This is a genomic window from Actinoplanes sp. CA-131856, from assembly GCF_050956135.1.
GTDB lineage: Bacteria > Actinomycetota > Actinomycetes > Mycobacteriales > Micromonosporaceae > Actinoplanes.
Genome location: NZ_CP191849.1, coordinates 9,989,631 through 10,009,318, shown reverse-complemented (window position 1 = coordinate 10,009,318; position 19,688 = coordinate 9,989,631). Strand labels below are relative to the sequence as shown.

19 protein-coding genes and 1 tRNA gene are annotated in these 19,688 nt (G+C 70.1%); 15 read left to right on the top strand and 5 right to left on the bottom strand.

From position 1 onward, the window contains the following. Positions 1–29: 29 nt before the first annotated feature. Positions 30–1,064 (bottom strand): hypothetical protein, encoded by a 1,035-nt coding sequence (locus ACQP2X_RS46075; protein WP_498692496.1) that lies wholly within the window; start codon positions 1,062–1,064, stop codon positions 30–32. 70 nt (positions 1,065–1,134) lie between these two features. On the opposite strand from ACQP2X_RS46075, the gene ACQP2X_RS46070 reads away from it, so the two are divergent. Beyond that, on the top strand, positions 1,135–2,034 hold the full coding sequence (locus ACQP2X_RS46070; RefSeq protein WP_498692495.1) for a TatD family hydrolase: 900 nt from the start codon (positions 1,135–1,137) through the stop codon (positions 2,032–2,034). Here the strand turns inward: ACQP2X_RS46070 and ACQP2X_RS46065 are convergent, their stop codons facing one another. Next, positions 2,035–2,454 carry a hypothetical protein gene (locus tag ACQP2X_RS46065; RefSeq protein WP_498692494.1) on the bottom strand — a complete coding sequence of 140 codons (420 nt, stop codon included), beginning with the start codon at positions 2,452–2,454 and terminating at the stop codon, positions 2,035–2,037. Between the two features lie 46 nt (positions 2,455–2,500). On the opposite strand from ACQP2X_RS46065, the gene rsmA reads away from it, so the two are divergent. The 5 genes from rsmA to ACQP2X_RS46040 all read left to right on the top strand — a co-directional run bounded on the left by rsmA (position 2,501) and on the right by ACQP2X_RS46040 (position 7,269). Next, positions 2,501–3,388: a 16S rRNA (adenine(1518)-N(6)/adenine(1519)-N(6))-dimethyltransferase RsmA gene (gene rsmA / locus ACQP2X_RS46060; RefSeq protein WP_498692493.1), complete on the top strand. Its 888-nt coding sequence runs from the start codon at positions 2,501–2,503 to the stop codon at positions 3,386–3,388. Next, positions 3,385–3,963 carry a Uma2 family endonuclease gene (locus tag ACQP2X_RS46055; protein ID WP_498692492.1) on the top strand — a complete coding sequence of 193 codons (579 nt, stop codon included), beginning with the start codon at positions 3,385–3,387 and terminating at the stop codon, positions 3,961–3,963. Before rsmA ends, ACQP2X_RS46055 begins: the two co-directional genes overlap by 4 nt. Next, on the top strand, positions 3,960–4,907 hold the full coding sequence (locus ACQP2X_RS46050; RefSeq protein WP_498692491.1) for a 4-(cytidine 5'-diphospho)-2-C-methyl-D-erythritol kinase: 948 nt from the start codon (positions 3,960–3,962) through the stop codon (positions 4,905–4,907). Before ACQP2X_RS46055 ends, ACQP2X_RS46050 begins: the two co-directional genes overlap by 4 nt. 8 nt (positions 4,908–4,915) lie before the next feature. After that, on the top strand, positions 4,916–6,727 hold the full coding sequence (locus tag ACQP2X_RS46045) for an ABC-F family ATP-binding cassette domain-containing protein (RefSeq protein ID WP_498692490.1): 1,812 nt from the start codon (positions 4,916–4,918) through the stop codon (positions 6,725–6,727). 65 nt (positions 6,728–6,792) lie between these two features. Continuing rightward, positions 6,793–7,269: a DUF4383 domain-containing protein gene (locus tag ACQP2X_RS46040; protein WP_498692489.1), complete on the top strand. Its 477-nt coding sequence runs from the start codon at positions 6,793–6,795 to the stop codon at positions 7,267–7,269. Positions 7,270–7,307: 38 nt separating this feature from the next. Here the strand turns inward: ACQP2X_RS46040 and ACQP2X_RS46035 are convergent, their stop codons facing one another. Together ACQP2X_RS46035 and ACQP2X_RS46030 are read right to left on the bottom strand one after the other, a co-directional pair. Continuing rightward, complete coding sequence (locus ACQP2X_RS46035; protein ID WP_498701268.1) at positions 7,308–7,910, bottom strand: TetR family transcriptional regulator; 603 nt, start codon at positions 7,908–7,910, stop codon at positions 7,308–7,310. Between the two features lie 74 nt (positions 7,911–7,984). Further along, the gene (locus tag ACQP2X_RS46030) at positions 7,985–8,920 is read right to left on the bottom strand and encodes an acyl-CoA desaturase (RefSeq protein ID WP_498692488.1); all 936 of its coding nucleotides are present in this window, start codon (positions 8,918–8,920) and stop codon (positions 7,985–7,987) included. Positions 8,921–9,090: 170 nt separating this feature from the next. Between ACQP2X_RS46030 and ACQP2X_RS46025 the strand changes: the two genes are divergently transcribed. The 9 genes from ACQP2X_RS46025 (at position 9,091) to cysN (ending at position 18,870) form a co-directional block, all read left to right on the top strand. Then, a tRNA-Gln gene (locus ACQP2X_RS46025) sits at positions 9,091–9,161 on the top strand. A gap of 74 nt (positions 9,162–9,235) precedes the next feature. Beyond that, entirely contained in the window at positions 9,236–10,696 is a 1,461-nt protein-coding gene (gene glmU / locus ACQP2X_RS46020) for a bifunctional UDP-N-acetylglucosamine diphosphorylase/glucosamine-1-phosphate N-acetyltransferase GlmU (RefSeq protein WP_498692487.1), read from the top strand. A gap of 359 nt (positions 10,697–11,055) precedes the next feature. Next, positions 11,056–12,036: a ribose-phosphate diphosphokinase gene (locus tag ACQP2X_RS46015; protein ID WP_203768357.1), complete on the top strand. Its 981-nt coding sequence runs from the start codon at positions 11,056–11,058 to the stop codon at positions 12,034–12,036. 296 nt (positions 12,037–12,332) lie between these two features. After that, entirely contained in the window at positions 12,333–12,959 is a 627-nt protein-coding gene (locus ACQP2X_RS46010) for a 50S ribosomal protein L25/general stress protein Ctc (RefSeq protein WP_498692486.1), read from the top strand. 75 nt (positions 12,960–13,034) lie between these two features. Beyond that, positions 13,035–13,622, top strand: coding sequence for an aminoacyl-tRNA hydrolase (gene pth, locus ACQP2X_RS46005; protein ID WP_498655554.1), 588 nt, complete (start codon positions 13,035–13,037; stop codon positions 13,620–13,622). Positions 13,623–13,762: 140 nt separating this feature from the next. Next, on the top strand, positions 13,763–15,691 hold the full coding sequence (locus ACQP2X_RS46000; protein WP_498692485.1) for a sugar transferase: 1,929 nt from the start codon (positions 13,763–13,765) through the stop codon (positions 15,689–15,691). A 49-nt stretch (positions 15,692–15,740) separates the two neighbouring features. Continuing rightward, positions 15,741–16,601: a 3'(2'),5'-bisphosphate nucleotidase CysQ gene (locus ACQP2X_RS45995; protein WP_498692484.1), complete on the top strand. Its 861-nt coding sequence runs from the start codon at positions 15,741–15,743 to the stop codon at positions 16,599–16,601. A 59-nt stretch (positions 16,602–16,660) separates the two neighbouring features. Then, positions 16,661–17,572, top strand: a complete 912-nt coding sequence (cysD, locus tag ACQP2X_RS45990) for a sulfate adenylyltransferase subunit CysD (RefSeq protein WP_498692483.1) — start codon at positions 16,661–16,663, stop codon at positions 17,570–17,572. After that, a complete protein-coding gene (gene cysN, locus ACQP2X_RS45985; RefSeq protein WP_498692482.1) occupies positions 17,572–18,870 on the top strand; it encodes a sulfate adenylyltransferase subunit CysN in 1,299 nt (432 codons plus the stop codon). Before cysD ends, cysN begins: the two co-directional genes overlap by 1 nt. Here cysN and ACQP2X_RS45980 read toward each other — a convergent pair. After that, entirely contained in the window at positions 18,854–19,666 is an 813-nt protein-coding gene (locus ACQP2X_RS45980) for an ATP-binding protein (RefSeq protein ID WP_498692481.1), read from the bottom strand. The two genes, cysN and ACQP2X_RS45980, sit on opposite strands and share 17 nt — an antisense overlap. Positions 19,667–19,688: the final 22 nt, after the last annotated feature.

The following is a 19,688-nucleotide window of genomic DNA, read 5'->3' as shown; positions in this document are numbered from 1 at the left end:
GCGATCGCCCGCGGAGCGAAGCGGAGCCATTAAATGGCATAGGGGATGTCGGCGATGTGGTGGTCCATCAGCTCGCCGACCGGGGCCCAGGCCTCGTAGACGCCCCGTTCGTAGCAGCGGGCGCCGGTGTTGCTCAGCGCATCGGCGTCCGGGCGGACCAGGCGCAGGCGGGCCCACGCGTCGTCGCGCTGCAACACCCAGCAGGGCACGCCGCGCCACAGCGCCTGCTCGGCGCGGCGGCTCAGGGTCGACACCGGATAGCGGGCGGCGCGGGTCAGGGCCCGGACACGGAACTCGCTCGGCGGGTCGGCGACCGCCTCGTACTCCTTGTCCTTGATCGTTCCGACCAGCTTGGCCGAGCCGGGCGTCGTGCACGGGACGTACTCGCGGTCCGGGCTGACCCCGGGCAGATTGTCGAGCAGGCCCCGCCAGCGCGGGCCGGCCAGCCGCAGCCAGCCGTGCTGCTCCGGCTGGTACGTGTAGAGCAGCACCTCCTCGCCGCCCGGCACGTACGCGATGATCTGCGCGTTGGCCGGCATCGGGAGATCGGCGAAGCCGGCCGTGACGTACTCGGGAATGAGATCGTCGTTGCTGGGCGTGAAGCCGGTGCCCAGCACCATGGCCCCGATGCGCGAATGCGCGGGCAGCATCGACAGACCGGGCTGGGACGGCGCGGCCGGCACCTCGTAGTCGATCGGATCGGTGGCCCGCCAGCGCAGCGCGAACGCCACCTCGTCGTCGGCCGTGCCGTCGGTGCGCAGCAGCGCCAGGTCGCGCGGGTCGTGCAGGTGCGCGATGTCGCATGAGCGATAGCAGAAGCCGTACGGAAGCCAGCCACCCAGATGGCCCGAGACCTGAGCCGGGGAAAGCACCTTGGTCATCCGGGTCCCGCGGTGGATCGCGGCCGTAGCCCGGATCTGGCGCAGGAGAGGATCACCGAGGTGGTCGGCCGACTGGGCCATCCGCAGAACCTGCTGCCAGCCGAGGTCACGGCGTAGCGGTGCGGACAGGGGCGGCTCGAGCGGATCAGAGCCGATCACACTGTCCTCGCCGGTCACAGTCACGGTCAGTGAAGGTAGGTCACACCGGTTGACGCCAGGTGAACAAACAGTGTCCGCCGGGTCCAAGTGCAGAATGTCTCACATGTCAACGTCACCGTCAGAATCCCGCCGGAAGAAGGCCGCCCGGCGCGCCGGCGAGTTCCCCGCCGCACCGGAGCCCCTCGCCGTCCCGGTCTTCGACAGCCACACCCACCTGGACATCACGATCCAGGAGGCGGGCGTGCCCGGCGGCCCCGGCGCCGACCCGGTCGAGGCCCTGATCACCGCGGCGGCCAAGGCGGGCGTGGACCGGATCGTGCAGGTCGGCGTGGACGAGCCGTCCTCCCGCTGGGGAGCCGACCTGGCCGCCCGCCACCCGTCGGTGCTGGCCGCGGTGGCGCTGCACCCCAACGACGCGCCGCTGCTGGCCGACCTGGACGAGTCGCTGCGGGCCATCGAGGCGCTCGCGGCCGAGCCGAGGGTCCGGGGCATCGGCGAGACGGGCATGGACACATTTCGTACGGGTCCTGACGGCCGCGAGGCGCAGGAGAAGAGCTTCCGGGCGCACATCGCCATCGCCAAGCGGTACGGCAAGGCCCTGATCATCCACGACCGGGACGCGCACGAGGAGGTCCTGAGGATCCTCGACTCGGAGGGGGCGCCGGACACAGTCGTCATGCACTGCTTCTCAGGCGACGAGACATTCGCTGCGGAGTGTGTACGCCGAGGCTTCTACCTGAGCTTCGCGGGCACGGTGACGTTCGCGAGCGCGGGGGCCCTGAGGGAGGCGGCCGCGGTCACCCCGCCGTCGCAGATCATGGTGGAGACCGACGCGCCGTACCTGACGCCGGTGCCGCATCGGGGCCGGCCGAACGCGTCGTACCTGATTCCGTTGACGGTGCGGGCGCTGGCCGAGACCCGGGGCGAGGACGTGGACGAGTTGTGCGCCGCGATCTCCGCCAACGGCGAGCGGGTGTTCGGCCCCTGGGGCTGATCATTCGATCCAGGCGCGGGTGTTCAGTTCGGCGCCGAGGCGGCTGAGGGTCTCGGCGAACTGTCGTGGGGCGGCGTTGATCGGGCCCCGCGAGACGAAGCGGACCGCCCAGCCCGTGCCCTCGGCGATGTTGAACATGCGGAAGCGGACCAGGCTGCCCCTCTCGTCCGGCTCGACCGACGTGACCCCTCGGTACCACCACGCTCCCTCGATCGTCACCGAGCGGGCCGGGCGGTCGATCGCCACGCTGATCTTGCTGCCGTCCTGGACCACCTCGAACTGGTCGCCCACGTCCGTCTCCTCGATCGTGCCCGTGACGGCGATCGGGGAACGGCCGCCCGGTCGCACGTCGAGCAGGACGGCGGCCACCGCTTCAGGAGTGGCCTCGACCACCCCGCGTAACGCCAGCAACTCGCTCATGGCTCGTTTGTACCCTGCGGCGGCCCTCCCCGTAGGCTCTGAACCCATGGCTGACGCACTTCTCGGCCCGGCGGAGATCCGGGAACTGGCCGCCCGTCTCGGCGTGGCGCCGACCAAGAAGCTCGGCCAGAACTTCCTGCACGACCCGAACACGATCCGGCGCATCGTCGCCGCGGCCGGGCTGCGGCCCGACGACGTGGCGCTCGAGGTCGGCCCGGGGCTGGGCTCGCTCACCCTCGGCCTGGTCGGCGCGGTCCGGCATGTGCACGCCGTCGAGATCGATCCTCGGCTGGCCGCCGCGCTGCCGGAGACCGTCTCCGACGCTCATCTGACCGTGCACAACGCCGACGCCCTGCATGTGCGGGCCGGCGGGTTCGAGCCGGCGCCGACCATGCTCGTGGCCAATCTGCCGTACAACGTAGCGGTTCCGGTGGTCCTCCATCTGCTGGCCGAACTGCCGACACTGCGCGGGGGTCTCGTCATGGTGCAGAAGGAGGTCGCCGACCGGCTGGTCGCCGGTCCGGGTTCCAAGGTGTACGGGGTTCCGTCCGTCAAACTGGCCTGGTATGCCGAGGCCCGGTCGGCGGGCAAGGTGCCGCCGGCGGTGTTCTGGCCGGTGCCCAATGTGGACTCGGGGCTGGTCGCGTTCACCGCCCGCACTCCTCCGGGTGACGTCGACCGATCGGCTGTCTTCGCTGTCGTGGACGCGGCTTTCGCCCAGCGCCGCAAGACCCTGCGGGCCGCCCTGGCAGGGTGGGCGGGCGGCGCCGACCGGGCCGAGAAGCTGCTGGTGGCGGCCGGAATCAGCCCGCAGGCGCGCGGCGAGTCGCTGACCGTCGAGCAGTTCACCGCCATCGCCGCCGAGGCAAAACTGTCGCCCTCCGGCGGTAAGCTCAGCCCGACCGACGCAAAGGCCGAGGAGGTGGACTCATGAGCGCCGAGCCGACGGGTCATGTCATGTGGTCGCCCGACCCCATCAGGCAGCGTTTGGCCAATCACTACCTCGAGGATGTCCTTGCCCTGCCGGACGACGCACCCCGCGTCGAGCTTCGCGACGGAGTCATGATCGTGGTCCCCTCCCCGACCTTCGGTCATCAGACCATCGGGAACCTGCTGTGGATGTGGTTCCGGCAGAATGCGCCCGCTGACATGTTCATCCCCGGCACAGCCGTCGGCGTCGCTGTCGGTCTACGGGACAGCCTCGAACCGGATGTCCTGTTACTGCGGCATCCCGTTCCGACGATCAATCATTTCTTTCTTCCTGAGCAGGTGGCCATCGCGGTCGAGGTCGTCTCGCCCGGCACCAAGCGGCGGGATCGATTCGAGAAGCCTTCGGAATATGCGGCGGCCGGCGTCTCGCATTTCTGGCGTATCGAACAGGATCCGGTCCATGTGTACGCCTACGACCTCGTCGACGGCCGTTATGAGTTGGCCGCCGATTCGGACACCGAGCTGGAGCTCACCATGCCGTTCGAGATCAAGCTTCCTATCCGGGAGATCACTCCGTGACGGAGGCTTGGGGGCCGGACGATGACGAGCCTCGCCGGCATCACGGGCCGGTGCGGGTGCGGGTCCCTGCGAAAATCAATCTGCATCTCGGGGTCGGGCCGCTGCGGGCGGACGGGTTCCACGAGCTGAACACCGTTTACCACGCGATCAGCCTGTTCGATGAGCTGACGGCGCGGGCCGGTGACACGCTCACCCTCACCATGGAGGGGGAGGGCACCGGTGCGCTGGAGCTCGACGAGAGCAACCTGATCATTCGGGCGGCCAAGGCGCTCGCGGCGCGGACGCGCATGCCGGCCTATGCGCGGCTGCACCTGCGCAAGACCATTCCGCTGGCCGGTGGGCTGGCCGGGGGCAGCGCCGACGCGGCGGCCACGCTGATCGCCTGTGATCTGCTCTGGGGGACCGGTCTCTCCCGTGACGAGCTGGCCGAGGTGGGTGCCACCCTCGGGTCCGACATCCCCTTCCTGCTCCACGGCGGCACGGCCCTGGGCACCGGGCACGGCGAGACCGTCAGCCCGATCCTGGCCCGGCCCACCACGTGGCACTGGGTGGTCGCCATCGCCGACGGTGGTCTCTCCACCCCGGCCGTCTACCGCAAGCTCGACGAGCTGCGCGACAGCTCCTTCCCGCCGAAGGCGCTGGGCGACCCGGACGAGCTGATGACCGCCCTGCGCCAGCGTGACCCGGCCGTGCTCGGGGCGGCGCTCGGCAACGACCTTCAGCCGGCCGCGCTCGCGCTGCGGCCCGAGCTGACCGAGGTGCTCAAGGCTGGGCAGCAGGCCGGGGCCGTGGCCGGTCTCGTCTCCGGGTCGGGGCCGACCTGCGTCTTCCTGGCCACCGACGCGGGGCACGCGGCCCGGGTCGCGGCCGCGATCAACGCCGCGGGGGTGTGCCGGGAGGCGGTCACCGCGCGGGGGCCGATGCCGGGCGCGCGGGTAACCTAGACCGCATCGTGGCAAACATCATCAACCTCGACCGGGTCTCCAAGGGCTACGGCGCCGCCGGTCAGCTGCTCACCGACGTCTCTCTCGGCCTCGACGACGACGCCCGCGTCGGCATCGTCGGCCTCAACGGCGCCGGCAAGTCGACTCTTCTCCGCATGCTCGCCAAGAGCGAGGAGCCCGACGCCGGCCGGGTCACCCACCGGCGCGACCTGCGTGTCGCCACCCTTCCGCAGACCTTCGCCCTCGACGGTGAGGCGACCGTGCGCGACGTCGTGCTCGGCACCGCCTGGCTGTCCGAGGGCATGGGCGCCGAGCACGAGTGGGCCGGCGACGCGGGGGTGCGGGCCATCCTCGACGGTCTCGGCATGGGCTACCTCGGGCTCGACACGCCGGTCGGCCCGATGTCCGGTGGCGAGCGCCGCCGGGTCGCGCTGGCCGCGCTGCTCGTGCGCGAGAACGACCTGCTGATCCTCGACGAGCCCACCAACCATCTCGACGTGGCCGGTGTCGACTGGCTCGCCCGCTACCTGCTGTCCACCCACCGGGGCGCGCTCGTCGTGGTCACCCACGATCGCTGGTTCCTCGACGCGGTCTGCACGGCGACCTGGGAGGTCGTCGACGAGCAGGTGCACGCGTACGAGGGCGGCTACGCGGCCTGGACCCTCGCGCGGGCCGAGCGCCAGCGGGTCGCCGCCGTCATCGAGGCCCGCCGGCAAAACCTGCTGCGCAAAGAGATCGCCTGGCTGCGGCGGGGCCCGCCGGCCCGTACGTCCAAGCCGCAGTTCCGCATCGACGCCGCGAACGCCCTGATCGCCGACGTGCCGCCGGTGCGCGACACCGTGAGCCTGCAGAAACTGGCCACCAGCCGGCTCGGCAAGCAGGTCTACGACATCGAGGACGTGACCCTCAACGCCGGACCCAAGACGATCTTCAAGGGCCTCACCTGGCAGGTCGGGCCGGGCGACCGGTTCGCCATCCTGGGCGCCAACGGCGCCGGCAAGACCACGCTGCTGCGGCTGCTGGCCGGCGTGACCAAGCCCGACGGTGGGCGCCTGGTCACCGGCTCGACCGTGCGGGCGGCGTTCCTGTCCCAGGAGCTCAAGGAGCTGCCCGGCCATCTGCGTCTGCTCGAGGCGGTCGAAGAGGTGGCCAAGCGGGTCAAGCTGGGCGACCGGGAGCTGTCGGCCGGCCAGCTGGCCGAGGTGTTCGGCTTCACCGACAAGCGCATCTGGACGCCGGTCAGCGATCTCTCCGGTGGTGAGCGGCGGCGGCTTCAGCTGCTGCGCCTGCTCGCCACCGAGCCGAACGTGCTGCTGCTCGACGAGCCGACGAACGACCTCGACACCGACACCCTGGCCGCGCTGGAGGATCTGCTCGACTCCTGGCCGGGCACGATGATCGTGGCCAGCCACGACCGCTACCTGGTCGAGCGGGTCACCGACACGGCGTACGGGATGTTCGGCGACGGCCGCCTCGTGCATCTGCCGGGCGGCATCGACGAATATCTCGAGCGCGCCGCGTCGAGGCTCGGGCCTTCGGCGGCGGGCGCTTCCACCGGCGTACAACCGAAAAGCGCGGAAAGCGCGAGTGGCCTCTCGGCGGCCGAGGTGCGGCAGGCTCGCAAAGATCTGGCCAAGCTGGAACGGCAGCTGGCCAAGCTCGACGAGCGTGTGCTGAAGATCAACGAAAGCCTCGCTCAGCACGGCAGCGACTACGGCAAGATCGTAGAGTTGGACGCGCAGCTCAAATCGGTACAAGAGGAACGCGCCGCGGTCGAGGAGGCCTGGCTCGAGCTCGCGGAGCAGGTGCCCGGTAACTGATCCGGGGGGTGTGCCTGCGCCGCTTGACCGGGATACGCGAGAATCGGCGTGTACAACACCTGACCTTGGAGACGGACACCATGGCGCACACCCCGGTAAACCACCCGCTGCGGCCGCTGTACCGCGCGCTCGGCCTCCTGGTCGGCGCCTATCTCATCGTGTTCGCCATCGTCGGCTTCATCCAGACCTCGGGCGAGAGCTTCACCGGTGACAACGGCGAGCGGGTCCTCGGCCAGGGCAGCAACCTGCTGTGGTCGATCATCTCGCTGGTGCTGGGCGCGATCGTGCTCGGCGCCGCCGTCATCGGCCGCAACCTCGACGTCGAGGCTTACAAGTACGTCGGATGGGCGCTGCTGGTCTTCGGCAGCTACGAGCTCGCGGCCAGCCGCACCGACGCCAACTTCCTCGGCTTCACGGTGTCCACGGTCGTGGTCACCTATCTCGCGGGCATCTTCCTCATCACGGCCGGCCTCTACAGCAAGGTCGCCGAGCCGAGCAAGGCCGGCGCCCCGCGCCAGGTGCGCGAGGGTCGCACCGCCTGATCTCCGCAGAAAAGGCCCGCCGGCGACGGCGGGCCTTTTTATTTGACCTTGCGGGTGATGAGGGCCGGTTTCGGCTCGAGGTTGGACAGGCCGTTCCAGGCCAGGTTGACCAGGTGGGCCGCCACCATCTCCTTCTTCGGCTTGCGAGCCTCGCGCCACCACTGGCCGACCAGCGCCACCATGCCGACCAGCGCCTGCGAGTAGAGCTCGGCGAATTTCGGGTCGAGGCCGCGGCCGCGGAACTCGTCGCCCAGGATGTGCTCCACCTGATGGGCCACGTCGTTCATCACGCTGGAGAAGGTGCCCGCCGGTGACAGCACCGGCGACTCGCGCACCAGCACCCGGAAGCCGTGCGGCTCGTCCTCGATGTAGTCGAGCAGGGCCAGCGCCGCCTGCTCCAGCAGCTCGCGCGGGTGGCCGGCGGTGAGCGCGGCCGCGATCCGGTCGAGCAGCGAGCGGACCTCGCGGTCGACGACCACCGCGTAGAGGCCCTCCTTGCCGCCGAAGTGCTCGTAGACCACCGGCTTGGAGACCTTGGCCCGGGCCGCGACCTCTTCCACGCTGGTCGCGTCGAAGCCGCGCTCGGCGAACAGCTGGCGGCCGATCGCGATCAGCTGCTCCCGCCGCTGCGCGGCCGACATGCGGACCCGTGGGGCCGTCGGCGGCCGCTGGCGGCGGGTGCGGGGGCGCTCGTCGCTGGCGTCGATGGGATCCGTCACCCGGCTATCCTGCCAGCCCTCCCCGCCATCTTCGTGGCCAGACGTTCCGTATTGGGCCATTTGACGCTGAACGCCGCCCCGGTGCGCTCGAAGAGCCAGATGACCCGGGCCGAGATGTCGATCTGGCCGCGCAGCACGCCGTGCCGGGCGCAGGTCGGGTCGGCGTGGTGCAGGTTGTGCCAGCTCTCGCCGAGCGACACGATCGCCAGCGGCCAGAAGTTGGACGCCTTGTCGCCGTTGCGCACCTCGAACGGGCGCTCGCCGTAGACGTGGCACACCGAGTTGATCGACCAGGTGATGTGGTGGAGCAGGCCGACGCGCACCACGCCGGCCCAGAAGAAGGCGGTCACCGCGCCCTGCCAGGACCAGGTCACCAGGCCGCCGATCAGCGCCGGGCCGAGCGTGGAGAAGACCACGACGGCGGGGAAGAACCGGTCGATCCGGTTGATGTCCCGGTCGGCCAGCAGATCGGGGGCGAACCGTTCCCGGTTGGACAGCTCGCGGCTGAACATCCAGCCCATGTGGGCGAAGAACAGGCCTTTGGTCAGGGCCCAATAGCCGGTGCCGTAGCGCCACGGCGAGTGCGGATCGCCCTCCTGGTCGCTGAACATGTGGTGCCGGCGGTGGTCGGCCACCCACTGGATGATGTTGCCCTCGATGGCCAGCGAGCCGGCCAGCCCCAGCGCCACCCGCAGCCAGCGCTTGGCCCTGAACGCGCCGTGCGTGAAGTAGCGGTGGTAGCCGACCGTGATGCCCAGGCCGGAGATCAGGTAGAACACGGCGCCGATGGCGACGTCGGACCAGGAGAGCCAGCCGCCCCAGGCGACCGGAACGGCCGCGAGGACGGCCAGGAAGGGGATGACGACGAATCCGTAGAGGGCGATGAGGACACCGCGTGACTGCGGGCCGTCGGTGAGGGGTTTGGGTGTCATGACACCTCACTGATCCGGGGGGAGATCAACTACTTACGGCTACGTCACCGTAACTTACGTGTCCGTAGCTTTGGGAGGTCCCACTGTCGGGATTGCGGCGGGTGAGCATGGCGGGCGTGCCGCTAAGATGTGACCGGTGGATGGATCCCGAACGGGAAAAGTCCGAATGGTCCCGGATCGTCTAATGGTAGGACCGCGGCTTTTGGTGCCGTTTATAGGGGTTCGAATCCTCTTCCGGGAGCAGTCTGTCCGCGCGGCTGTGTGTGTCGCCGCCCCTCTGCATCGATCTCTCTACTGCGAGCAATGGAGTACCGCGTGAGCCAGTCCCCTCGTCGTACCGTCGTCGTTCTCGCCGCCGGTGAAGGCAAGCGGATGAAGTCCGCGACGCCCAAGGTCCTGCACCCGCTGCTGGGCCGCACCCTGGTCGGGCACGTGCTGGCCGCCGCCGAGCCGGCCGGCGCCGAGCAGGTCATCGTGGTCGTCGGCCACAAGGCCGACCAGGTCACGGCGCACCTCACCGAGATCGCCCCGAGCGCCGTGCCGGTGCTCCAGGCCGAGCAGAACGGCACCGGTCACGCGGTGCGCATCGCGCTCGAGGCCGTGCCCGAGACGACCGGCACGGTCGTGGTGCTCAACGGCGACGTGCCGCTGCTGCGCCCCGAGACCGTGTCCGACCTGATCGCGGCCCACGAGGCCGGCCGGCGCGGCGCGACCGTGCTGGCGGCCGAGGTGCCCGACCCGGCCGGCCTGGGCCGCATCGTGCGTGACGCCGCCGGCAACCTCGAGCGCATCGTCGAGGAGCGCGACGCGTCGGCCGAGGTGAAGGCGATCCGCGAGATCAACGCGGGCATCTACGCGTTCGACGTGGCCTCGCTGCGCGAGGCGCTCTCCAAGCTGTCCACCGACAACGACCAGGGCGAGGAATACCTCACCGACGTCTTCGGCCTGCTCGCCTCGGCCGGCGACCCGGTCGGCGTCTTTGTGGCGCCGGACGCGCGGGAGACGCTGGGCTGCAACGACCGGGCCGAGCTGGCCAAGCTGCGCGCGCTGCTGCGCGACCGGGTGAACGAGGCCTGGATGCGCCGCGGGGTGTCGATTCTCGACCCGTCGACGACCTGGATCGACGTGACCGTGACGCTCGAGCCGGACGCCGAGATCGACCAGAACTCGCAGCTGCTGGGCGCGACCAGTGTGGCCGGCGGGGCGATCGTGGGTCCCGACACGACGCTGATCGACACGACGGTCGGCGCCGGTGCCGTGGTCCTGCGCACCCACTCGATCGGCGCCCAGGTCGGCGACGAGGCCACCGTCGGCCCGTTCTCGTTCCTGCGCCCGGGCACCAAGCTGGGCCGCAAGGCCAAGGTCGGCGGCTTCGTCGAGACCAAGAACGCCGAGCTGGGCGACGGCGCCAAGGTGCCGCACCTGTCGTATGTGGGCGATGCCACGGTCGGCGCCAAGTCCAACATCGGCGCCGGCACGATCTTCGCCAACTACGACGGCGTCAACAAGAACCACACGACAGTGGGTGAGGCCGCGTTCGTCGGCTCCGACACCGTGCTGATCGCGCCGGCCACGATCGAGCCGGGTGCCTACGTGGCGGCCGGCAGCGCGATCTCGGGCACGGTGCCCGCGGGCGCCCTGGCCGTGACCCGGGCGCCGCAGCGCAACGTGGCGGGCTGGGTGGCCCGCCGCCGGGCCGGCACGGTCTCGGCCGCGGCGGCCGAGCGCTTCGAGGAGGCCAAGGCCCCCGAGGGTGAGATCTCCGAAGCGGAGTAAAGAGGCTTGAGACGTACGGCCCAGGCGGCATCCGCCTGGGCCGTCGCTGTGCAAAGACTCGGCGGTTCCTGTGCAAAAAGCGAACGCCGTGCGGCCGTGCGGTAACTAGGGGAGGCTGGGGGTACACCGGCCGGTGGCGGCTATCCGACACCACGGTCCACCGGCGCGCTCGAACGGTGATGATCCAGGTGCGCTCGGTGGCGCCGTGGCGGCCGGGTGAACCCGTTCTGACCAGGAGTGATCCGCTGGGGGTGAGGCATCCCACCCGGTGCCCGCGTAACGTGGCGCTTCGGTGGCCTCGGGGGATACTTCACTCGATCACATCCCCACCCCCTCGATCCAACGGGAGTAGCGAGCCGATGGGCAGCATCGTCGCGGAGAACCGTAAGAGTCTGATGCTTTTCTCCGGACGTGGTTTCCCGGAGCTGGCGGACGAGATCGGCCAGGTGCTCGGCGTCGCGCCGACCCCCGCCGATTCGTACGAGTTCGCCAACGGTGAGATCTTCGTCCGGTTCAAGGACTCGGTCCGTGGCTCGGACGCGTTCGTCGTGCAGTCGGTGACCGAGGGCGTCAACCGATGGGTCATGGAGACCCTCATCATGATCGACGCGCTGAAGCGCGGATCGGCCAAGCGCATCACCGTGGTCCTGCCGTTCTATCCGTACTCGCGGCAGGACAAGAAGCACCGCGGCCGCGAGCCGATCTCGGCCCGCCTGGTCGCCGACCTGCTGAAGACGGCCGGTGCCAACCGGATCCTCACGGTCGACCTGCACACCGCCCAGATCCAGGGCTTCTTCGACGGACCGGTCGACCACCTGTTCGCGATGGACATCCTGGCCGAGCACGTGCAGAAGAAGTACGCGGGCCGGCCGATGACGGTGGTCGCGCCCGACTCGGGCCGGGTGCGTGTGGCCGAGCGGTGGACCGACCGGCTGGGCGGCTGCCCGCTGGCCTTCATCCACAAGACCCGTGACCCGCTCAAGCCCAACCAGGTGGTGGCCAACCGTGTGGTCGGCGAGGTCGAGGGCCGGGTCTGCCTGATCGTCGACGACATGATCGACACCGGCGGCACGATCACCAAGGCGGCCGACATCCTCTGGGACGAGGGCGCGGCCGATGTGATCGTGGCCTCGACCCACGCGCTGCTCTCCGACCCGGCCACCGAGCGCCTCAAGAACAGCCGGATCAGCGAGCTCGTGGTGACCAACACACTGCCGCTGCCCCCGGAGAAGCGGCTCGACAAGATCACTGTGTTGTCCATCGCCCCGCTGCTGGCCCGGGCGATCCGTGAGGTCTTCGACGACGGCTCCGTGACCACGCTGTTCGGTGGCCTCAGCTGAAACCTCTACCGGGTGAAGTTTGCGCGGACTGCCGCAGCGGACCGGACCCGCTGAGGAGTGCGCTCGGGCTGTGGGTAAGATAGTGCGGTTGCCACGGCGAGGGTGCCCCGCGGTCTGCTGAGGTTCGCAGCCATTCGGGGGCACCGTGATCGACGCGGTGCTCCGGGCCTGTGCCCAGCGCGCCCCCTTGCCCGGCAGCGCCGACGACGGCCTCCAGCACTTACGGCGGCCGATCAGCACTGCCGCAGCCCGCCGACTTAGACGCAGCCCGATCGAAGAGTTTCAGGAGTTTCCCCGTGTCCGAGGTAAAGATCAGCGCCGAGCCCCGCACCGAGTTCGGCAAGGGTGGTGCCCGCCGCACGCGCCGGGCCGGTTTGGTGCCCGCCGTGCTTTACGGCCACGGCGAGAAGCCGCAGCACATCGCGCTGCCGGCCCGTGAGTTCGCCGCCGCGATCCGGCACGGCGGTCTCAACCAGGTTTTCACGATCGACATCAACGGCGCCTCGGGCACCACGCTCGCGCTGCCCAAAGCGATCCAGCGTGACCCGATCAAGGACACGTACGAGCACGTGGACCTGATCATCGTCAAGCGCGGCGAGAAGGTCCAGGTCGACGTCCCGGTCAACCTGACCGGCGAGGCCGCCCGCAACACCCTCATCGTGCACGAGTCGAACACCCTCGCGGTGGTCGCCGAGGCGATGCACCTGCCGACCGGCTTCGACGTCTCGATCGAGGGCCTCGAGGCGGGCGCGCAGGTCACCGCCGGCGACGTGACGCTGCCCAGCGGCGTCGAGCTGGCCGTCGAGCCCGACTTCGTGCTGGCGATCGTCTCGCAGGCGCAGACGGCCGAGCAGCTCGAGGGCGAGTCGGCCGAGGGCGCCGAGGCGACGGCCGAGGGCGAAGAGGCTCCCGCCGCGGAGTAACAAGGATCGGGCTGTGATCGGGGAAAGTGCCGTGGGCACTTTCCCCGATACGCGTTTGCAGAGGAGCGGGGAACGGTGGCTGAGGACGCGCCGTGGTTGGTCGTCGGTCTGGGTAACCCGGGCAAGGAGTACGCCGGCAACCGCCACAACGTGGGCTTCATGGTGGCCGATCTGCTGGCGTCCCGGGTGGGTGCCAAGTTCGGCCGGTCCAAGCGCGCCCACGGCGAGGTGGCCGAGGGGCGCCTCGGCTTCGGCGGGCCCAAGCTGGTGCTCGTCAAGCCGCTGACCTTCATGAACCTGTCCGGCAACGCGGTGGTCTCGCTGGCCCAGTTCTTCAAAGTGCCGGTGTCGAACGTGATCGCCGTGCACGATGAGCTTGATGTGCCTTTCGGTCAGGTACGGGCTAAGCGTGGCGGTGGTGAGGGTGGCCACAACGGTCTGCGTTCGATGTCGAAGTCGCTGTCGAGCAAGGAGTACGCCCGGGTCCGTTTCGGGGTCGGCCGTCCGCCCGGGCGGCAGGATCCGGCGGACTACGTGCTCTCCGACTTCTCCGGCGTGGAACGCAAGGAGCTGGACTTCCTCATCGACCGGGCGGCCGACGTGGTGGAGGCGATCGTGCTCGAGGGCGTCGAGTGGGCGCAGAACAAATACCACGGCGGTTGATCTCACGGGGCTCGAACGGATAGATCATTTGGGCGGTTTTGTCCGTCTCTCGATCCCGTGACGCGTTCGACCGTCCGTCCGTTGGTCACACGTACGCACCGGTTCGGTGCGTTTTGACCGGCGTACGGGGGAGGTTCGGAATGCGGCAGGACCTGTCCGCGCCGCGAGAGTCGGTGCTGACGGAGCCGACCGTCTTGCTTCCGGAGATCGGGTCGCCGGAGGGATCCGGCGCCGAGCCGCCCGAGGGGTACGGCTGGGCCAACCACCCGCCGGCCAACCAGGGCCCGAAGAAAGCCGTCGCGCGGAACTCGAGGATCCCGGCCCCGGTCGTGCCGCTGAGCCCGCCCCCGGCCGGCGCCGGCTCCCGATCGAGCGACGACCGGTCGCAGCCCGGCGAGTGGCCGATGAACAGCGCGACCCGAGCCGCGACCAAGGACGGCCCGCCCGTCAAGGACAGCCCAGTCAGGGACAGCGCTGTCAAGGGCGGCGCGGTCAAGGGCGGCGGGAAGCCGGACAACGCGCCGCCGCGGGCCGGGACGGAAGCGGCTGATCCCGCGCGCAACCAGGCGGTCGACCGGCACTGGTCGCAGCGGCGCAACCGCTCGGCGGCGGTACGCCCGCAGGCCCGGCCGTTCATCCGGATGCGCGGGCGGCACGCGGCCATGTCGCGACGTCAGCGCTGGGAGCGCAGTTACGTCCGCTCGCTGGTGCTGTGCGATCTGATGGCCGGCACCGCGGCCGGCGCGACCGCCTTCGCCCTGCGCTTCGGCGACGAGGTCACCACCTACAACCGCGGCTACATCCTGCTCTCCGCCCTGCTGCCGGTGCTTCTGCTCGTCGTGCTGGCGGTCTCGCGGGCGTACGAGCGGCGTTATCTGTTCGTCGGCACCGACGAATATCAGCGCGTGCTCCGCGGTGGGGTCGGGCTGATCGCGGGAGCGGCCCTGGTGTCGTACGCCCTCGATCTCGATCTGGCCCGAAGTTATGTCCTGGCCGCCCTGCCCACGGCGATCGTCGCCTCGGCGGTGCTGCGCTTCGCCCTGCGCAAGCGGCTGCATCTGGCCCGGGCCCGGGGCGCCAACCTGCGCCGGGTGATCCTGGTCGGTCACGAGCTGTCGATCATCGGGATGGCCCGGCAGTTGCGGCGGGAGCGCTACCACGGGCTCGAGGTGGTCGGTGCCTGCCTGCCGCCCGGTCACGACGGCGCCGGGGTCAGCGGCTTCGTCGTGTACGGCACGTTCGACGACGTGGCCGGCGCGGTCGAGCAGGCCGACGCCGACACCGTGGTGGTGCTCAGCTGCCCCGAGCTCGACGGCGAGCAGCTGCGCCGGCTGGCCTGGCGGCTCGAGCGGGACGAGGTCGACCTGGTGGTGGCCAGCGCGCTGGTCGACGTGGCCGGCGCCCGCACCACGATCCGGCCCTTCGACGGGCTGCCGATGCTGCACGTCGAGCATCCGCGGCTGCACGGCGGATCGAGGCTGGTCAAGGAGGCGGTCGACCGGCTCGGCGCGCTGGCCCTGCTGGTGATCTTCGGTCCGCTGCTGCTGGGCGTCGCACTGTGTGTGCGGGTCACCTCGCGCGGGCCGGTACTCTTTCGTCAGGTGCGGGTCGGTCGTGACGGCAGTCACTTCCGCATCTACAAGTTCCGCAGCATGTATGTCGATGCCGAGGCCCGCCTGGCCGAGCTGAGGCATCTCAACGAGCACGACGGTGTGCTCTTCAAGATTCGTGATGATCCGCGGGTCACCCCGGTCGGGCGATATCTGCGCCGGTTCTCCCTGGACGAGCTGCCTCAGCTGCTCAACGTGGTGCTGGGGCAGATGTCGCTGGTGGGGCCGCGTCCGCCGCTGCCGGCCGAGGTCGCGGCGTACGCCGACGACGTGCGGCGCCGGCTCGCCGTCAAGCCGGGCATGACGGGCCTGTGGCAAGTATCCGGACGTTCGGATCTACCGTGGGAGGAAGCGGTCCGGCTGGACCTGCGCTATGTGGAGAACTGGTCGCTGAGTTTGGACCTGGTCATCCTGTTGCGCACGATGACGGCTGTGGTGCGGTCCTCCGGGGCTTACTAATTCTTGGGGAGAAAACTCTATGGGCGAGCGGACAGAGACGTCGGCGCGCATGACTTCGCAACGGGAGAGCACGGACTCCGGCCACGCGCCGGTGACCGATGGCGCCTTCGCCCGCTGGCTGGCCGACAAGGCCGGCCAGGCGCTGCTCCAGGTGCGGGAGGAGATGGGGTACGGCGACGGCGCCGCCCTCAAGGCGGCCGGTGACAAGGCCGCGCACGACCTGATGAAGGCCGAGCTGGCGCGGTGGCGCCCGGCCGACGCGGTGCTGTCCGAGGAGGACGACCACGCCCGCGCGGCGTGGCGCGACGGCGAGCCGGGCAGCGTCCGCCCCGAGCGGCTGAACTCGGGGCGGGTCTGGATCGTCGACCCGCTCGACGGCACCCGGGAGTTCTCCGAGGAGGGCCGGTCCGACTGGGCCGTGCACGTGGCGCTCTGGACGGCCGACTGCGGGAGCCCGTCCTGTCTGGCCGCGGGCGCGGTCGCGATGCCGGCGCAGCACCGGACGATCGCCACCGACCACCCGCCGGCCTATCCGCCGCTGCCGCTGGAGTCGGCCACCGGCGGCCCGATCCGGATCGCGGCCAGCCGCACCCGTCCGCCGGCCTTTGTCACGACACTGGCCGAGGAGCTCGGTGCCGAGCTGGTGCCGATGGGCTCGGCCGGCGTGAAGATCGCGGCGGTGATCAACGGCGACGCCGACGCGTACGTCCACGCGGGCGGCCAGTACGAGTGGGACTCGGCCGCGCCGGTCGCTGTGGCGCTGGCCACGGGCCTGCACGCTTCCCGTATCGACGGTTCTACGCTGAGATACAACGAGGCCGACCCTAAGTTGCCGGACCTGGTGGTGTGCCGTAAGGATCTCGCTCCTCGGTTACTTGCAGCGTTGCAGCGTCACCTTCCGTCAAAATGACGGTTCCCCCTAGGTAACTCCCAGCGCCACAAAAGAGCCGGAAAGGTCTGGATACCACCATGAGCCAGACAAAGCCGTACCGCGTCTCGCATCTTGATGCCCTCGAAGCCGAGGCCATCTTCGTCATGCGCGAGGTCATGGCCGAGTTCGAGCGTCCCGTCCTGCTGTTCTCGGGTGGCAAGGACTCGATCGTCATGCTGCGGCTGGCCGAGAAGGCCTTCGCCCCGGCCCGCATCCCCTTCCCGGTCATGCACGTCGACACCGGGCACAACTTCCCCGAGGTGCTCGACTACCGCGACACCCGGGTCGCCACCCTCGGCCTCAACCTGGTCGTGGCCAGCGTCCAGGAGGCCATCGACACCGGCCTGGTGCGCGAACTGCCCGACGGCACGCGCAACCGCATCCAGACCCCGGTGCTGCTGGCCGCGGTCGAGAAATACCGCTTCGACGCCCTGTTCGGCGGCGCCCGCCGCGACGAGGAGAAGGCCCGCGCCAAGGAGCGCATGTTCAGCTTCCGCGACGAGTTCGGCCAGTGGGACCCGAAGAACCAGCGTCCCGAGCTCTGGGCCCTCTACAACGGGCGGCACCACCCCGGCGAGTCGATCCGGGTGTTCCCGCTCTCCAACTGGACCGAGCTGGACGTCTGGCACTACATCGCCAAGGAGCAGATCCCGCTGCCGAGCATCTACTACGCGCACGACCGCGAGGTCGTCGAGCGCAACGGGATGTTCTACGCCGTGAACGAGTTCATCCAGCTCAAGGACGGCGAGACGTCCGAGGTGCGCCGGGTGCGCTACCGCACGGTGGGCGACGCCTCGCAGACCGCGGCCGTGCTGTCCGAGGCCGACACGGTGGAGAAGGTGATCGACGAGGTCGCCGCGACCCGGATCACCGAGCGTGGCGCGACCCGCGGTGACGACAAGGTCAGCGAGGCCGCGATGGAAGACCGCAAGCGAGAGGGTTACTTCTGATGAGCCAGGCCGTCCTGGAGAACGAGACGGCGCCTTCGGCGCGCATGGACCTGTTGCGGTTCGCCACCGCCGGCAGCGTCGACGACGGCAAGTCCACCCTGATCGGGCGTCTTCTGTACGACACCAAGACCATCTTCGCCGACCAGCTCGAGGCGGTCGAGGCGGCCAGCGCGTCGCGCGGTGACGAGTACACCAACCTGGCGCTGCTCACCGACGGCCTGCGGGCCGAGCGCGAGCAGGGCATCACGATCGACGTGGCCTACCGCTACTTCGCCACGCCGCGGCGGAAATTCATCATCGCCGACACCCCGGGGCACATCCAGTACACCCGGAACATGGTCACCGGCGCCTCTACGGCCGACCTCGCGCTGATCCTTGTCGACGCGCGCAAGGGCCTGGTCGAGCAGTCCCGCCGGCACGCGTTCCTGACCTCGCTGCTGCGGGTGCCGCACCTGGTGCTCTGCATCAACAAGATGGACCTGGTCGACTGGGACAAGGCGGTCTACGACCGGATCGCCGACGAGTTCACCTCGTTCGCGGCCAAGCTCGAGATCACCGACCTGACGATCATCCCGGTGTCGGCTCTCAACGGTGACAACATCGCGTCGCGGTCGGAGAACAGCCCCTGGTACGACGGGCCGTCGCTGCTGCACCACCTGGAGCACGTGCACATCGCCAGCGACCGCAACCTGGTCGACGTGCGCTTCCCGGTGCAGTACGTGATCCGCCCGCAGTCGACCACGGTCACCGACTACCGCGGCTACGCCGGTCAGGTCGCCTCGGGCGTGCTCAAGCCGGGCGACGACGTGATGGTGCTGCCGTCCGGGCTGACCAGCAAGATCGAGGCCATCGACACCGCCGACGGCCCGGTCGACGAGGCCTTCCCGCCGATGTCGGTGACGGTCCGGCTGGCCGACGAGATCGACATCTCGCGCGGCGACATGATCTGCCGTCCGCACAACGCGCCCGCGGTGGCACAGGACATCGAGGCGATGGTCTGCTGGATGGACGAGTCGGCGCCGCTGCGCGTCGGTGGCAAGTACGCCATCAAGCACACCACCCGCTCGGCCCGGACCGTCGTGCGCGGCCTGCAGTACCGGCTGGACGTCAACACGCTGCACCGGGACGAGGCGGCCGGCGAGCTGAAGCTCAACGAGATCGGCCGGGTGCGCCTGCGCACCACCGTGCCGCTGCTGGCCGACGAATATCGGCGCAACCGCACCACCGGCGGCTTCATCCTGATCGACGAGAGCACCAACCGTACGGTCGCCGCCGGAATGATCATCGAGGCCCAGTAGCCGACAGGCGGCGTGGTTGCAGCGTTGCCCAGACGACCTTTCCGGTACGGGTCGGTAGCGTTCCCCACGCCGCAGCCGTGCCCTCGACGAGCCGCAGGCCGAGCCCGCGCTCGTCGAGGGGCCGGCCGGCCCGGACCCGGCTCGGCCGGAGCAGTTGCGGCGGGTCGGGGCAGAGGTCGGCCACGCTCATGTGCAGCCCGGGCCCGCGCAGGCTGACAACCACCGTCATCTCGGTGCGGGCGTGCTCGACGACGTTGGTGACCAGCTCGGACATGACGGTCCGGCCCGGATGCAGCAGCCGGGGCCGGTCCCAGGCCAGGCAGGCGTCGCTGACCAGGTTGCGGGCGAGGCTGGGGGCCTCGGGATCGGGCCGCAGGCTCAGCATCAGGCGCTCGGTCAGCGGCAACCGGCTGGCGATGGCGACCCGGGCCTGCCGGACCTTGGCGTAGACGGGCAGGTGATGGCGGGCGCCCAGGCGTTGCAGCCGGTCGGCCAGGGGCAGGTCGGGCGGCACGCACAGGGCGAGCTGGACGGGCGGCTCCATCGTGGCCGCGGTGAGGCGTGCGGTGATCCACGTCGGCGCGCTCCGCGCCTCGGGGTCCTCCAGGCCGGAGAGGTCCACGATGATCGCCTCGGGGTGCCCGGCCAGGCATTTCCGGAGCCGGCTGGTGGTGCTCTGCCACAGCGCCCGATCCCAGGCCCCGACGACGGACAACAGGGCCACCGAAGCGTCGGCATCGCTCTCGACATGCACGGCGGACTCCTCGGCCAGCAGACACGCTGCGCTCATGGACATGCGGCCACGGTAATCGCGAACG